This window comes from Gammaproteobacteria bacterium (assembly GCA_009838035.1).
Classification (GTDB): domain Bacteria; phylum Pseudomonadota; class Gammaproteobacteria; order Steroidobacterales; family Foliamicaceae; genus Foliamicus.
Genome location: VXSK01000017.1, coordinates 48,665 through 63,904, shown reverse-complemented (window position 1 = coordinate 63,904; position 15,240 = coordinate 48,665). Strand labels below are relative to the sequence as shown.

Annotated in this window: 14 protein-coding genes; 1 reads left to right on the top strand and 13 read right to left on the bottom strand. The window is 65.9% G+C overall.

Going from position 1 to position 15,240, the window contains the following annotated elements:
* Positions 1 to 32: 32 nt before the first annotated feature.
* The 3 genes from F4Y72_07945 to F4Y72_07935 all read right to left on the bottom strand — a co-directional run bounded on the left by F4Y72_07945 (position 33) and on the right by F4Y72_07935 (position 3,687).
* Complete coding sequence (locus F4Y72_07945; protein MXZ28225.1) at positions 33 to 680, bottom strand: hypothetical protein; 648 nt, start codon at positions 678 to 680, stop codon at positions 33 to 35.
* A gap of 305 nt (positions 681 to 985) precedes the next feature.
* Entirely contained in the window at positions 986 to 3,019 is a 2,034-nt protein-coding gene (locus F4Y72_07940; GenBank protein MXZ28224.1) for an elongation factor G, read from the bottom strand.
* Between the two features lie 35 nt (positions 3,020 to 3,054).
* Positions 3,055 to 3,687, bottom strand: coding sequence for an SRPBCC family protein (locus F4Y72_07935; protein ID MXZ28223.1), 633 nt, complete (start codon positions 3,685 to 3,687; stop codon positions 3,055 to 3,057).
* 83 nt (positions 3,688 to 3,770) lie between these two features.
* Here F4Y72_07935 and F4Y72_07930 point away from each other — a divergent pair, with 83 nt between their 5' ends.
* On the top strand, positions 3,771 to 4,685 hold the full coding sequence (locus F4Y72_07930) for an alpha/beta hydrolase (GenBank protein ID MXZ28222.1): 915 nt from the start codon (positions 3,771 to 3,773) through the stop codon (positions 4,683 to 4,685).
* Here F4Y72_07930 and F4Y72_07925 read toward each other — a convergent pair whose 3' ends face one another.
* The 10 genes from F4Y72_07925 to F4Y72_07880 form a co-directional block, all read right to left on the bottom strand.
* Positions 4,686 to 6,428 (bottom strand): DUF885 domain-containing protein, encoded by a 1,743-nt coding sequence (locus F4Y72_07925; GenBank protein ID MXZ28221.1) that lies wholly within the window; start codon positions 6,426 to 6,428, stop codon positions 4,686 to 4,688.
* A 49-nt stretch (positions 6,429 to 6,477) separates the two neighbouring features.
* Positions 6,478 to 6,939, bottom strand: a complete 462-nt coding sequence (locus F4Y72_07920) for a cytochrome c (protein MXZ28220.1) — start codon at positions 6,937 to 6,939, stop codon at positions 6,478 to 6,480.
* A gap of 68 nt (positions 6,940 to 7,007) precedes the next feature.
* Positions 7,008 to 8,198: an ABC transporter permease gene (locus F4Y72_07915; protein ID MXZ28219.1), complete on the bottom strand. Its 1,191-nt coding sequence runs from the start codon at positions 8,196 to 8,198 to the stop codon at positions 7,008 to 7,010.
* Positions 8,199 to 8,202: 4 nt separating this feature from the next.
* On the bottom strand, positions 8,203 to 9,363 hold the full coding sequence (locus F4Y72_07910; GenBank protein MXZ28218.1) for an ABC transporter permease: 1,161 nt from the start codon (positions 9,361 to 9,363) through the stop codon (positions 8,203 to 8,205).
* Positions 9,363 to 10,058, bottom strand: coding sequence for an ABC transporter ATP-binding protein (locus F4Y72_07905; GenBank protein ID MXZ28217.1), 696 nt, complete (start codon positions 10,056 to 10,058; stop codon positions 9,363 to 9,365). The genes F4Y72_07910 and F4Y72_07905 overlap by 1 nt, the downstream gene beginning before the upstream one ends.
* Positions 10,059 to 10,086: 28 nt before the next feature.
* Entirely contained in the window at positions 10,087 to 11,322 is a 1,236-nt protein-coding gene (locus F4Y72_07900) for an efflux RND transporter periplasmic adaptor subunit (protein ID MXZ28216.1), read from the bottom strand.
* Positions 11,319 to 12,842, bottom strand: coding sequence for a hypothetical protein (locus F4Y72_07895; GenBank protein ID MXZ28215.1), 1,524 nt, complete (start codon positions 12,840 to 12,842; stop codon positions 11,319 to 11,321). The genes F4Y72_07900 and F4Y72_07895 overlap by 4 nt, the downstream gene beginning before the upstream one ends.
* A gap of 26 nt (positions 12,843 to 12,868) precedes the next feature.
* Complete coding sequence (locus tag F4Y72_07890) at positions 12,869 to 13,852, bottom strand: alpha/beta hydrolase (GenBank protein MXZ28214.1); 984 nt, start codon at positions 13,850 to 13,852, stop codon at positions 12,869 to 12,871.
* Positions 13,843 to 14,616, bottom strand: coding sequence for an anti-sigma factor (locus tag F4Y72_07885; GenBank protein MXZ28213.1), 774 nt, complete (start codon positions 14,614 to 14,616; stop codon positions 13,843 to 13,845). The genes F4Y72_07890 and F4Y72_07885 overlap by 10 nt, the downstream gene beginning before the upstream one ends.
* Positions 14,603 to 15,202, bottom strand: coding sequence for a sigma-70 family RNA polymerase sigma factor (locus tag F4Y72_07880; protein ID MXZ28212.1), 600 nt, complete (start codon positions 15,200 to 15,202; stop codon positions 14,603 to 14,605). The genes F4Y72_07885 and F4Y72_07880 overlap by 14 nt, the downstream gene beginning before the upstream one ends.
* Between the last annotated feature and the right edge of the window lie 38 nt (positions 15,203 to 15,240).

Sequence of the window (15,240 nt, the reverse complement as noted above, 5' to 3'; positions counted from 1 at the left end):
TAAATCGGCCGGACCGAACCGGCGTCAGCGCCTCATACGCCGAGATCCTCGAACAACTCGTCGGCGCTGCCGAAACGCTTCCCCTTGCCCTGCTCCAATTCGTCCATGGCCTTCCGGGTGGTTCGATTCGGCGCCCGCAAACTCAATGGCCAACGAAGGAGAAAAATGCTGAGCAGGAAGGACGCGAGCCCGATCGCCGGTCCCAGGAGCAGTTCATCGGGCCACAGATTCCGCACAACTTCCCACCAGACAATAAACCCGGCAAATACAAGAAACGAAGCCAGGGATTGAAGCCCGCTCCGGCTAGGGAACCAAAAATAGACCGGAACCAGCAGGCTCGCGGTCCCCGCGATTCCAATGAATTTCAAGAAAGCAGGTCCGGCGATCTCATTGCCTTCCACGTATGACACGGCGAGCGTGAGCAGGATCACCTGCGCCAAGAGCACGGCCAGAGTCAGACCGGTAAGTCTCAGGTGCAGCTGGTTCGTGGTATAGCGATGTCCTTCACCCTTTTCGATCGCACCGCGAAAAGACACCGCTATACGCCAGCAGACATAGCCGTACAGCAGTACCCAAAAGCCGCCAAGGAGTGTGATTCCACCGGCCAGCAAAGCGAATGCCCACCAAGCGATGGTGATGATCGGCGTTATGCCAATGTTTCGCCAGAACAGATTGACCATGCAGTGTTCAATCGTACCTGAAAATTTCCTGAAACTCGCGACGTACGGAACAAGAGGCGGTGTCGCGGGAGATGGGCAGGCCGCGCGCCGCTGACTGCTGTTGCGAAGAGGTGTTTCCGCGGAAACACTTTCCGGCGCCGCATCCCAGCACGGCGGCAATGCGGGTCGTCGTCGGGGTGTTTCCGCGGAAACATCTGCGGGCGCCGCAATACAACTTGCATGACAAGGCCGAGCAAATCGGCAGTGCCCGGGAAACGGGAATTCGATGATCCGAATCGAGAGGGCGGGACGCCCTCGCTCCCGGGCTAGTCGTCGCTGGGTTTGAAGGCTTCTTCGAGGGCCTTTTGGATCGGGGGCGGAGCGGTGGCGTAGTGGTCGAATTCCATTGTGTAGGCGCCCTCGCCTCCGGTCATTGACTTGAGCCGGGTCTGGAAATCGCCGAGTTCGCCGATCGGCGCCTCGGCGGAAATGATCACCTGGTTGCCGGGGATGGAGTTGTTGCCGCTGATGCGGCCGCGCGATCCGGACAGGTGGCCGGCGATGTCGCCCATGTGCTGGCCGGGCGTCGTGACCTCGATCTTCGCGATCGGCTCGAGCACGATGGGCCGGGCCTTGCCGATCGCGTTCAGGAAGGCCTTCTTGCCGGCGGCGACGAAGGCGACTTCCTTGGAATCGACCGGATGGTGCTTGCCGTCATACACGGTCACGCGGATGTCCTGCAGCGGGTAGCCGGCCACCGCGCCTTCCAGCAGCACCTGGCGCACCCCCTTCTCGACCGCCGGCATGAACTGTGACGGGATCACGCCGCCCACCACCTTGTCGACGAACTCGAAGCCGCCGCCGCGTGGCAACGGTTCGATGTTCAGGAATACTTCGCCGAACTGGCCCGCGCCGCCGGTCTGCTTCTTGTGACGGTGATGCCCTTCGGCCTTGCGCGTTACCGTCTCGCGATAGGCGATGCGCGGCTGACGGGTCTCGACCTCGAGGTTGAACTCCTCGCTCATGCGGTCGAGGATGACCCGCAGGTGCAGTTCGCCCATGCCGCGCAGGACGGTCTCGTTGGCCTGCGTATCGAACTCCAGCAGCAGGCTGGGGTCCTCGGCGGTCAGCTTGGCGAGCGCGTCGGACAGCTTCTTCTCGTCGCCGCGCCGGGTCAGTTCCAGCACGACGCCGTGCATCGGCGCCGGCAGTGGCGCGTCCGCGAACTCGAGCCGGTCGTGCGCGTGTTCCGCGTGCAGGACGCCCCCGTAAGAGAGTTCGTTGATCTTCGACAGTGCGGCGATGCCGCCGGGGCCGACCGACTGGACTTCCTGCGACTCGGCGCCCTGAAGCGCGTACAGGTGCGCCGCCTTGATCGCCTTGCGCTGGTCGTCGAGATAAAGCGAATCGCCCACGTTCACCTGGCCCTGAAAGACGCGGAAAACGCCCATCTTGCCGACGTACGGATCGACGTTGATCTTGACCAGCAGCGCGACCGCGTCGGCGTCCTTGTCCGCCTTCAGCGCGACCGCCTCGCCGTTCAGCGAGCAGGCCGGCGAATTGCCCTCGCGGGGCGACGGCGCAAGCTGGTTCATCGCATTGAGCAGCTGGTTGATGCCGGACCCGGTGGCGGCGGATACGAAACACACCGGCACCAGGTGGCCGCGGCGCAGCGCGCGTTCGAATGCGCCGTGCAACTGCTCCGGGTTCATGTCCTCGCCCTCTTCCAGGTACAGCTCCATCAGGTCGTCGTCCAGTTCCACGACCTGGTCGACGATGGCGGTGTGCGCCCCGGCGACGGAATCGAAGTCGGTGTCCGCGTCTTCCGGATTGAAATAGCAGTCGGCCACCCGCGCGGCGTTGTCGGCCGGCAGGTTCAGCGGGATGCACTCGCGCCCGAAGGACTCGCGGATCTGTTCCATCAGGCCGGGCAGGTCGGCGGTCTCGCTATCAATATGGCTGACCACGATGAAACGGGCCAGCTTCATTTCCCCGGCCGCGTCCATCGCGCGGCGGGTCATCAGTTCGATGCCGGCCGCGGCGTTGATGACCACCATGGCGGTCTCCGCGGCCGGCAGCACGCTCAGCGCCCGCCCGGCGAAATCGGCCGAACCCGGCGTGTCGATCAGGTTGACGTTGGCGCCGTCGTGCTCGAAATGGCAAAGCGCGACGTCGGCGGAATACTGCAGGCGCTTCTCTTCGGGGCGGTAGTCGCACACCGTGGTGCCGCGTTCGATGCTGCCGGGCGTCTTGATCGCGCCGGAAGCCGCCAGCAGCTTCTCGGCCAGCACGGTCTTGCCGGCGCCGGAATGGCCGAGGAGAACGATGTTGCGGATGGAAGCGGTGGATGGATGGGTCATGCTTGGCAGTCCTCGGCTGTACTCGAAGGGGCGACCTAGGTGGCCTGGCTTTCCGGTTGTGCTTCGCCGGAATCTTCCGGGTCGCCCGGGGCGTCCATGATCGCCGGCCCGGGCTCGAGTTCAGGTTCAGGTTCGGGCGGATTTTCCAGGATCTCCTTCAGGTTGGCCAGACCCTGCTCATACGCCGAACCGACCATACCGTCCATCATCAGCGCCACGTAGCCCATGAACGGGCTCCCGCCCATGTTCGTCTCGAGTGTCCAGGTCAGGACCGAGCCTCCGTCGGCCTCGTCGATCAGGTAGTCCGCAACGGCCAAGCCCTGCGCGCCGAAATCCAGGTTGGTGCGAACCAGCGAATACGGCTTGCTCTCGATGATCTCCTGGATGCCGTCGCCCACTTCCGGGTGATCGCTGTACCACATCATGCGCGACCCCGCGCCGGTCGCGGGTCCCTCGTAAACATAGCGCGTGTCGGGATCGATCAGTGCCCACGGCTGCCAGCTGTTGAACTGCCGGAAGTCGTTGACCATCTCGAACACGGCCTGCGGCGGCGCGTCGATTTCCATCGAGCGTTCCACGCGAACGTCCTTCGGAAGCAGGAAGCCGACGACGAAAAACAACACCAGCAGCGCCACGATGCCGATCAGTATTCTCTTGATGATGACCATGCTGAACCCCTCTTGCCGGAACCCCTGCCCGCGCGTCGGACAGGGTGCGGGAATTTACCACAGCCCCGCCGCTTTGAGGCAATATGCGCTCTCCGGCGTCGCGCCGCGACACCGGTTCGCCTCCGGCAACGAAAAAGGGTAAGTCCATGTCAAACGCTCCACCGCTGCGCTTGAGCCGCGCTTTCGCCGACACGGCCAAGGGCCGCATTCACTACCGTTACCACTTTCCGGGCTCGGCGAAGGGCACGCTGCTCATGCTGCATGCCTCGCCTACGTCGTCGTGGAGCATGCGCACGCTGGGCGGGGCGTTGGCCGAGACCCTGAACGTGGTTTGCCCGGACACGCCGGGCAACGGCGACTCGGACGCGCTGCCGATGGAGCAGCCCCGCATCGAGGACTTCGCCGTTTCCATGCTGGCGCTGCTCGACACGCTGGGAATCGAAAGCGCCTCGGCCTACGGCAGCCATACCGGCGCGCACACGGCCATCGAACTGGGGATCACCGCGCCGGAGCGGATCGGCAAGGTCATCCTGGACGGGATTGCGCTGTTCGAAGGCGAGGAGCGCCAGGACATGCTGAGCAACTACGCGCCGGAGGTGCACCCGGACCTGGAAGGCCGGCACTACCTCTGGGCGTTCCAGTTCATGCGCGACCAGAACATCTTCTTCCCCTGGTTCAAGCGCGACAAGGAGCATCTGCGCGGCACGGGCATCGTGGCGCCGGAACTGCTGCACAAGGCGACGGTGGAGGTGCTGAAGGCGCTCACGACCTATCACAAGGCGTACCGGGCGGCCTTCTCGCACCGGGTTCGCGAGCGCATGCCGCTTTTGACCTGCGAGGCGCTGGCGATCTGCGACGAGCAGGACCCGCTGCTCGAACACACCCGCGTGGCTGCTGCGCTTGCACCGCGCGCGCGCTTCGTCAACATGCCTCCCTACGAGGACCCGGACTTCCTGGCCCGCAAGGTCGGCGCAATCCGCGATTTCGTTATTGGTTGATCAGAGGAGGGAGCCGGGGTCGTCGGAGCCCATCATCGCTTCGCGCAGCGCCGGCAGCGGCGCGTTGCCGAGCGACAGCAGTTGCTCGTGAAACTCCTTCCAGGCCGCGCGCCCGCCGCGGTCCGCGGTCCAGTCCTCGCGCATCTTCACGATGATGAGCTTGCCCAGCGTGTAGACGAAGTAGTCGGGATCGTAGGTGCCCCTGAGCGCCTGCTGCTGCGCGTTGCCCGGGTCCAGGTAGGCCAGTTCCGCGAACATCCGCTGCGAGGTCTCGACGTCCATACCCTCCACGTGCAATCCGATGGATGACAGGAAGCGCACGTCGCGCATCAGCGCGTCGAGGATCTGACCCACCCTGAGCAGCGGCTTTCCTTCGCCCAGCCCCGCTTCCTGCATCAGCTCCTCGGTGTAGTGGGCCCAGCCCTCGCTCAGCATGGCGTTCCAGAAGATCTTGCCCATCCGGTTGGCCGAGCGCTTGATATAGAGCGAATGCAGGAAATGCCCGGGCCAGACTTCATGCACCGAGGTGTTGAGCAGGTCGGCTTCGCCGGGCACGTACTGCCGCTGCACTTCGGGCGGCCATTCCGGGTCCGGGCCGGCGATGTAGTAGATGGCGGGCAGGCCTTCCTCGTAGGCGCCGGGAATCTCGATGTAGGCGGAATTGGTGCGCCGGTAGGCGGGCGCCTCCGCCACGAAGGCGGTCTCGTCGCTGGGAATGCCGACGATGTCCGCTTGGACCAGGAACTCCTTCAGCTCCGGCAACTGTTCGTTGGCGCGGGCCACGGCGCCCTGTTCGGGTTTGTCGTCGCGCACCATGGCGGCGCATTCGGCAATCGTGATTTCCGGATCGACCAGCTTGCAGGTCGATCGCAGGAGCTCCAGATTGCGCGCCAGGTCAGCCTGCGCCACGCCCTTCAGCGTCTTCCAGTCCAGGTCGATCCGGTAACGGCGCCAGAGCAGTTCCCGGTAGCGTTCTTCGCCGAGGGCGAAGTCGCCGCTCGCATCCTCGAGGCGCAGCTCCAGCCAGGTCTCGACTTCACGCAGGGCCTGCACGGCGGGTGCCAGCGCTTCGGCAAACGCCGCCTGGAGGTCCTCGTCCTCGACATCGGCGAACAGGCCGGGCGCGTCGCCCTCGAGATGCGACGCCAGTCCGCCGAAGTTGACCAGAGCGGTGCGAACGAACGGCCGCGCAAAAGGCGGCTCGAGCGCGCCGCGCATCTGCTCCAGATAAGCCGGGATTTTCTGCAGGTGGGCGGTCAGTGCCGCGAGCCGCTCGTCCTTGCGTGCGTATTCGCGCGATACGTAGACGCTGGGGCTCAGGCGCCCCGCGTACCAGGCCGGGTTGCGCAGGTGATACTCCGCCACCTCCACGCTGAACAGCATGCTCTCGATGGAGGCAAGGAGATGACTGCGCTCAAGGTCCTGTTCCGGACTCAGGGATTCCGAGGGAAACTCCTCCTGCGCCCTTCGGACGTACTGCCGCAGCATGTCGCCGCGCTCGCGAATCGCCCGCGCGCTCATGTCCGGAAGCTGCCCGTCGAATTCGTGGCGGCCGGCCCACACGGCGCGCGTCGGCTCGGCGGCGTACAGGTCGTCGATGAATTCCCCGGTGAATCGTTCCCACCCGGGTTCGGCAATGGCCACCGGCTCCTCCTCCGGCGCCTCTCCGCCGCATCCCGAAATCGCACCGGCCGCCGCCGCCAGGGCGGCAAGCAGGCCAAGGGAAGTTTCGCGCAGGTTCATGAGAACAGAAATTGTATCTGTCCCGCGAGGCCGGCGCCGTGTCGAGCAGCTAGTCCTCTTCCTCGTGCCGGAAATCGCGGTGGCAGTCCCGGCAGGCGTCGGCCAGCCGCTTCAGCGACTGCACCATGAACTCACGGTCTCCGGACCCGGCCGCGGCAACCAGGTTACGCCCCTCGCGCTCGGCCGCCTCGGCCCGGTTCAGAAACTGTTCGGGCCTTTGCCAGATGCCCGGCAGGGCCGATGTGTCGCCTTCGTCGGATCCCGGCGGAAACAACGAACTGACCAGTTGCGCGTTGAGTCCGAGCGAGGTGGCCTGGGTTTCGACGTGACGTTCATTCACTTCCAGGTTGCCGGCCAGCAACTCCGTCAGCGCCGTCAGGTGCGCCGCCATGCTCAGCATGACGTCCTTGCGGTAATCGATCATGCCTTGTTCGTCCGCCGTGGCGACGGCCAGCAGAACAACGGCGCCGATGGCCGTTGCGATTCCCCGGATCATGCGGCCCGCCCGCATCGGATCAGCCCGGCGGCGCACCGCGCCGCGACACGGGTGTCGGGCGGCGACGCGGGCGGGACACGGCGCTAGAGCTCGCGCAGGGCCGCGGTGACCTGCGTGGTCGCCGCCCGCACGGCGGGAAAGAACCCGCCCACCAGGCCCACTATCAGGGCCGCCGCGATTCCCTGTCCGAGGAGGTCCGGCGTAACGGCGAAATTGAACACGACCTGGCTGAAACTGGCGGCCAGGGTGGACGCCTGAAAGCCGTTCAGGGCGAACCAGGCGATGGCGCAGCCGAGCACGCCCCCGAGAAACGCCAGCACCACCGACTCCAGCAGGGTCGCCAGGGCGGTGGGAAAGGAACCGAAGCCGACCGCCCGCAGCGTGGCCAGCTCGCGCGCCCGGGCGGAAATGGATGCATACATGGCGTTCAGTGCGGCAAACACGGCGCCGATTGCCATCAGCACCGAAACCGGAACTGCGATCCAGCGGATCAGCGAGGCCGTGTCCTCGGCCTGCTCGGAGTAGAACTGCTTCTCGCTCCAGACGTCGACGGCCAGCCGCTGATCATCGCCCAGCGCCTCCTCCAGTCGCGTACGTCCTTCCGCGCCGTCCACGCGGGCGCGCACCACCTGAAAGCCGTTGCCGAGCTGATATGCCGACTGGAGCACGTTGACGTCGCACCAGAGTTCGGATTCGAAAACGGAGCCGCCGGTCTCGAACACTCCGGTCACGAGCCATTCGGTCTTCCCGAATCGGATGGTCTGCCCGGGCTCCAGGCCCACGAACTGGTTGCGCGCGCCGCGGCCGACGATCAGTTCAAACCGTCCCGGAGTGAATTCCGAACCCTCCGTCAGCCGATAGTCCTTGCGCAGCGCATAGCCGGGGGGCTGTATGCCGCGCAGCGCGATGTTGGCCTCCGTCCCGGACGACTTGCCCACGGCATTGACGATCCAGAACAGTTCCGCGGAAACCTCGGGTTCTCCCTCCGCGTCCCTGGAGATGCCCGGGGCGTAACGAATCACGTCCGCCTGCTCTCCGGAGAAGCGGCTGTTGAGTTCCGCGGTCGAGCCACTGCGCAGGACCAGGGCCACGTCTTCCTGACCGGTCCCTTCCATGGTCTTCTCGAATCCCGACGCCATGGACAGAACGCCCGCGAACACGCCGGTCAGCGCGGCGATACCGGACATGGCCACCGCGGCCGTGCCGGGCCTGCGCGGCAGGCTGCGGAGGTTCAGGGCCGAGAGGGCCGCCGTCTGCGTCAGCCAGCCGAACACGGCACTACGTGGTGCGCAACAGCGCCACGATGTCCAGCCGGAGCGCCCGGATGACCGGCGGAAGCACGGATCCCAGGCTGATCGCCAGCATCAGCGCCAGGCCCAGCGTTATGGAAAATGTGCCGATTTGCAGGCCGGCAGGGAACACGGCGCCCATGATCCCGGCCACGACCGTGAGGGCGCCCCATCCCAGCGCCATTGCCAGGATGCCCACGGGCAGAACCAGCAGCAGGCCCTCCAGGACCGTCAGCCGGAAGATGCTCCCGGAGGTGAAGCCCAGCGTCTTGAGCACGCCCATTTCGTGAATCCGCTCGCGCACCGACTGCGCCATCGTGTGGCCGGTCACGAGCAGGATCATGAACACGACCGCCGCCAGGATCAGCGTCACGATCAGGCCGATGTTGCCGAACTGCTGCGCGTATGCCTGGGCGAAGGCCGCCTCGGTGTTGGTCTTGGTCTCGGCCGGCGAATTCTCGAATTCCGCGTCGATCGAGGCCATCAGGTCCTCGATCGGCATCGAGCCGTTACCCTTGGAAACGTACCAGCCGACGGTGCCCTTGCCGAAGGCCCGTGCCTCGTCGAAATAGTCGTAATGGAACAGCACCACACCTGCATTCATGCCGGCGTCGGTGTCGTCGAATATGCCTTCGATTTCGAATTCCCAGACGTCGCTGCCGTTGTTTCGCGTCCATATGCTGGACCTCAGCGGAACGAGGTCGCCGATTTCCCAGCCGTACTGCGTGGCCACCGGCCGGCCCACGATGGCTCCGCCCCGATTGGCCAGCCAGGCCTGCCTCTGTTCCTCGTCCAGCTTGATTTCGGGATTGAGCGCCAGGTATTCCTCGGCCACGACCGGGTACTGGGCGAATTCGGGATTGTCCTGGTAGCGGGCGCCGAACCAGGTTCCGTGGGACACCGCGTCGACGCCGGGCAGACGCGCGATCCGCGACTGGTAGGCCACGGGCAGCATCATGATCAGCGAAACCTTGTGCGAGGTCAGCAGCCGCTCCTGCGCTTCGACGCCGACATCGCTCAGCGAGAACGCGATCCGCAGGCCCTCAAGCAGGGTAAAGAGAAAGAACACCACGAGCACCGCCAGCATCGTGAACACGGTGCGGATGGGCTTGCGCCACAGGTTGCGCCAGATCAGCGTGAAGCGGTTCATCAGTGGATCTCCTCCGGCGCGGCGCCCAACTCGCCCTTGTCCAGGTGCAGCACTCGGTGGGCGAAGGACGCGGCGCGCGGATCGTGCGTGACCATGACGATGGTCTTGCCGTAGTGGCGGTTCAGCCGTTGCAGCAAACTCATGATTTCGTCGGCGGTCGCACGGTCCAGGTCGCCGGTGGGCTCGTCGCACAGCAATATGGGCGGATCGGACACGATGGCGCGCGCTATCGCCACCCGCTGCTCCTGGCCGCCCGACAGCTCGCGCGGATAGTGTTTGGCCCGGTCCGCCAGGCCCACCAGTTGCAGCGCGGTGTTGACGTGCTTCCTGCGCTGCGAGGCCGAAAGGGAAGTCAGCAGCAACGGCAGGCCCACGTTGCGGGCGGCGGTCAGCACGGGCAGCAGGTTATAGAACTGGAAGATGAACCCGATGTTGCTCGCCCGCCACTTCGCCAGCGCACCCGTCGACAGCCTACTGATGTTCCTGCCGTCCACCTCGACGTCGCCTTTGGTCGGCTTGTCGAGACCGCCCAGCAGGTTCAGGAGCGTGGTCTTGCCGGACCCCGACGGGCCCATCAGGCCCACGAAATCGCCATTTTCGATGGCCAGCGAGATGCCGTCCAGCACGCGCACGAGCTCGCGCCCCTTGCGGTAATTCTTGCTGACGTCCGTCAAACGGATCAATTCTCGGGCCATGAATCGCGCTCTCGTATTCGGTGCCGGGTCAAGGATATTGAATTTCCGCTCCGTCGGATAGCCCCGCGGGCGGATCGAGGATGACCCTGTCGCCCGGCGACAGTCCGGAAAGAACCACCACTCTCCGGCCGTCGCGCTCGCCCGCCGCGACGCTGCGGCGCACGGCCCGTCCGTCTTCCGCCACGTAAACCCAGTGATCGTCCGCCTGTCCCTGCAGGGCCGACGAGGCGATGCTCAGCCGGTCCGGGCCGGCCACGGCTGCCGGCGCTGGTTGTCCCGCCTCGATGAACGATACCTTTGCGCCCATGTCCGGAAGAATGCGAGGGTCCCGCTGGAGAATGCCCACCCGCACCCGGACCGTGGCCTTCTCGCGGTTGGCCGCCGGCACGATCGCGATCACCTCCGCGGGAATGCGCCAGGAAGGATAGGCGTCCAGTCGCGCCGTCACCGCGCCTCCGGGACGCACGCGCTGCAGGTAGGCCTCGTTCACGTCCACCTCGATTTCCAGCGATTCCATGTCCACCAGCGTGCAGATGCCCGTGCGGGTGAATCCGCCGCCCGCGGAAACCGGCGAAACCATTTCGCCGGGCTGTGCGTTCTTGTCGATGACCACGCCGGCAAAGGGTGCGCGTATGACCGTTTCGCTGTGCGCCTGCCGCTGCACCGCCACCGCGCGCTCCGCGACCGTCACGGCCGCGTCGTTCGACTCAAGTCGGGCGCTCAGCCGGTCGCGGGCGGCCGTGGCGGCGTCCATTTCGGCTTCGCTGGCCAGTCCCCGGTCGTGCAGCTCCGACAGCCGGGCGAAGGACAGTTCGGCTTCGTGCAGCTCGGCGCGGGTCTCGCCCAGGGCGCTGCGCGCCGAGGTCAGTTGCGCTTCGGCCAGGCGCAGCTGCGCGAGTTCCGCCGCGTCGTCCAGCTCGGCCACTACCTGACCCTCGTCGACGGTCATGCCTTCCTCCACGAGCACCCTGCGGATTCTTCCGGTGCGCTGGGAAGAAACGGTGGCGGCGCGCCGTGCGGTCACGTAGCCGCTGGCGTCCAGCACGCTGGCGGCAGCGCCGGCCGACGACGAACTCACCGTTTCGACCCGCACGGCCGTCGCCGAGTCGGGCCAGAACCAGGCGGCCAGCAGCGCAAGCACGCCGACCACGCAGACCGTGCCGATGGACGGCCACAGGAATCGCTTCAGGCGGCTTTCCGGGGGCTGCTCATCCCGCGGAATGCGCAGCCCCTCGAGGCTTGGGCGGTCGCCGGGCTCGCTCATTGAGCGCCGGGCTGGGCGCCGGCGGCCCGAATCGCTGGTGCGTCGCCGGCCGGATCGGCCTCATGCTGCGACAGGATCATATCCATGGCCTGGAAAAACGCCTCGACGATCGGTTCGCCGTAGCGGCCCACCGGCGTGCCGTTGTAGATGACCCGCGTCCCGTCCTGCACGAACTCGCGCACCAGGGGCTCGTTCCAGTCGGGATAGTCGATGGGATCGTAGCGGCTGTACTCGTCGAATCCCTCGTAATTGACCATCGCGTGGCCGAAGGCGGTGTCGGTGTTCTCGGCGAAGAACGACACGGGCAGGTTCACGACGTAGTCGTAGCCGGCGTTGATGCCGTTCCAGTAAGCCTCGTTGGTGGACAGGTAGTCGTCGTCGGGATCGTTGAGCGGATCGGCGAAATTCTCCTGGCTCACCACCACTTCGCTGCGGGAAAAGCCGTAACTGTCCAGCACTTCGCGGACATCGTCCTTAATCGCCTTGAGATACGGCGGCCCCAGTTCCAGCCAGGCCTCGTGCGGAACGTTGTCCCAGGGCATTCCATGGCTCGATATCACAACATTTACGGAATCCGCGGGCGAAAACGTGTCCAGCCGGTCCCTCAGCATGTTGATGTAGGCGGTGCGGATGACCGGGATGTCGCCGAGTTGCGGAGTGATGATCACCTTGATGTGCTTGTCGTTGCGCTCCTCCCACTCGTGGATGTAGTGCATGGCGTGCTTGACGCTGCTGTTGAATTCCTCGTGGTGCGAATAGACCGGCCGCGGTATGGCCAGCAATACCGTGTCCACCCCGGTGTCCAGCAGCTCGTACATGGCCTGGCGCGCCATGCCGAAGTGTTCGGCGGTCACCCAAGCCCAGGGAATGTCGCCGTACTTTTCATGCACCCGCTGCATCGCGTCCTCGGCGAGGAGGCGGCTGCCTTCCTCGTGGGGTATCCGGCCGTCCATGAAACCCTTGCCGGGTGCGTAGTAAAACACCCGGCACTTGGTGATCAGCCTGGCCGCGGAAGTGGGCATGCCGGCCTTGCGGCCGGGAAGCAGGAAGAACCCCTGAGACATGTAGGTTGCGGTGGAGGGCGGCGACCAGACGACTTCGCCGGTCAGGTACTTGTCCGCGTACGGTACGCCGTCGAAATCCGTATCGCGCCCCATGTGATCGATCAGCCGGGTGGGAGTGAATTCCTCGAATTCGTAGTAGCGCTCGGCATCCATGAGCACCACGCCCCGATCGGTCCCGGCGAAGTTGCGGATCGGCCAGGGGATGTACTGCAGGCTTTTTTGCGACAGCACGTAGTAGTCCTCGAAACGCAGCTCCTCCGGCTGGATGAGGTGCGAAATGAAGATCCCCACGCGGCCCTCGGGCACCGTGTCCTGGTCCTTGTAGTACGCGAAATAGTTCGGCTCCGCCAGCTGCGGCGGAGTGCGGTTCATGTACTGAAACGCGCCGAAGCCGGCCACCGCGAGCGTGAAGACCGCGATGACGGCCACGACCAGCACCTTCAGCAGTTTTTTCATCGTTGCAACTCCCGCTGTGCGCGAAATTAACCGGCGGTGGGGGCGAACTGCACGCGGTCCAGCCAGGCGCGCGCGTCAACGGAGGTTTCGCGCGGCGCTTCCTGTATCGCCATGTGCCCCACGCCGGGATAAATGATAGTCTCAATCGAAGGCGCGCTCGTCAGCAGCCGGGCCAATTCGGCGGCCAGTTCCACGTGCACCTGTGGATTGTCCTCGCCCCATTGGATCAGGACGGGCGCCGACACCTGCCCGATCAGTTCCTCGATGTTGCCGGAAATGTACTGACGCAGACGTGCCAGTTGCGCCGGCCGCTGTCCTTCCAGCCGCCACAGGTCATGCCAGCGGTCGACCAGTTCCGGCGAAACCCGTTGCGGATCGCTGAATCCGCCCTTGAGCATGAATTCCGGCAGCGCGCGGGGAGTGATCCAGCGCACCAGGGCCGTAACCGGCGACATGCGCGGCGGCGCCTGCCGGCCGCGAACGCCGGGCTCCAGCGAGCCGGGCGAAATCAGGCCCAGGCCGGCCACCTTGTCCGGGTTGCGGACCGTGTAGTGAATGGCGACGGTGCCGCCCAGCGAAGTTCCGACGATCGCGCAGCGCTCCACGCCCAGGCGATCCAGCAGCCGCTCCATCAGGTCCACCGTGCGGGGAAGGCTGTAGTCGCCGGTCGCGTCGGCGCCGGACAGGCCGTGACTGGTCATGTCGAAGCGAACGACGCGATAGCGGTCCTTCAGCGCGTCCACCCAGGGGTCCCAGCCGATCAGGCTGGCGAAGTTGGCGTGGATCAGCACCACCGCCGGTCCCTGGCCCTCGTCGCGGTAGTGGATGCGGGCCCCGTCGATCTCGGCAAATTGCGACGCCGGCGTGCCGTAGCGGGCTTCGAGCGTCTCGGCCGGGATGTCCCGCCAGGTCCAGGCGGCGACGCCAAACCCGATCAGCGCGAGAGCGACCAGCCCGCCGGCGGTCCAGACGAGCGCCAGAAAAATACCGCGCAGAATCCTCAAAGGGATTGTCCCGGGCGCGGGCCTTCGGCGGCCACCAGCAGCAGCGGTCCTTCGGACACCACCACGCCGCCGCGCTGCTCCAGCGTCACGGCGAAGGCCACCGGCTCAACCACGTTCAGCTTCGCGTCCACGGGGACAACGATATCGCCATCGGCGGAGGCGTCAAACACGCCGCCGTCCACCGGATGCTCATAGCGGTCCGGGTCCACGATCCACAACTGGTATTGCTGCAGTTCGGGATCATTGGGCGGCAGCCCGGCGAATCGCATCTCGCCAGCCTGCAGCGTATCGCTCCAGACGATTTCGCCGCGCACCTCCTCGTAACCGCTGATGTCCGAGCGCCATGGCAGCCTGACGACGTCCGGAGCCGTCTGCACCGACACGCTGTCCGGCACGGCCGGCTGACGCGGAAGCAGCACGGTGCTGACGATCCAGACGAGAACCATGGCCGTGGCCGCGGCCCATCCCCAGCGGGCCGGCCAATTGGGCCGTCCTGCCCGCGGGGCGCTGTCCACGGCCCGGGCGCGGGCCATGCCCAGCAAGCGTTCGCGCAAGTCCCCGGGCATGCGCCGCCAGGCCTCGCGGTCCTCCGCCAGTAAGGCGGCCTGCCCCAGGGCCGCGGCTTCGTGCATGGCATCGCGTTCGCGGATGCGTTCCGCCGCCGGCATGTCGCCGAGCAATTGCTGCAACTCGCCGAACTCCGCGTCGTCGAGCCGCTCCCCGGCAGCCTCGGCGGCGAGCAGTTCGCGGATTCTGTCAGCGGGCGCCACTGTCAACCTCCCCGCGCTCCACCTTGAGCGCCGCCCGCAGACGGATGAGGCTGCGGCGGATACGCGTCTTGACGGTTCCCAAGGGCATATTCAGGCGTTTCGCGATCTCGCTATGTGAATAGCCTTCGTAAAGGGACAGCGAAAGGATTTCCCTTTCGTTCCCGGACAGTTCGCGCAGCAGCGGTTCGACCCGCGTCATTTCGAGCTGCGCGTCGAGCCGGGCCTGGTCGCTGCTGTTCTGGTCCACCTCGTCGCCGACCAGCGGCACGCCGCCGGAAAAACGGGCCTCGTGCCGGACCTGGTCCACGATCCTCCGGCGCGCAACCGTGAGCACGAAGGTCAGTTCGCTGCCGCGATCGGGGCGGAACCGTCCCGCGCTGGACCAAAGCGACAGGAAGGCTTCCTGCACCGACTCCTGGGCGATCGGGGAGGCGCCGAAGTAGCGCCGCGCCAGCGACCAGACCAGGTCGCCGTACTGGTCGACGAGTTCGGTCATGGCGAGCGGGTCGCCGTCCGCAATCCGCTCGAGTATTGCGGGGCCGGACGCAGGCGAAGCGCCGGCCGTTGCCGCCTTGCCCCTGTTCACGCGATCATCCAAGCAGTCGTTCGGACCCGAGAAAGACG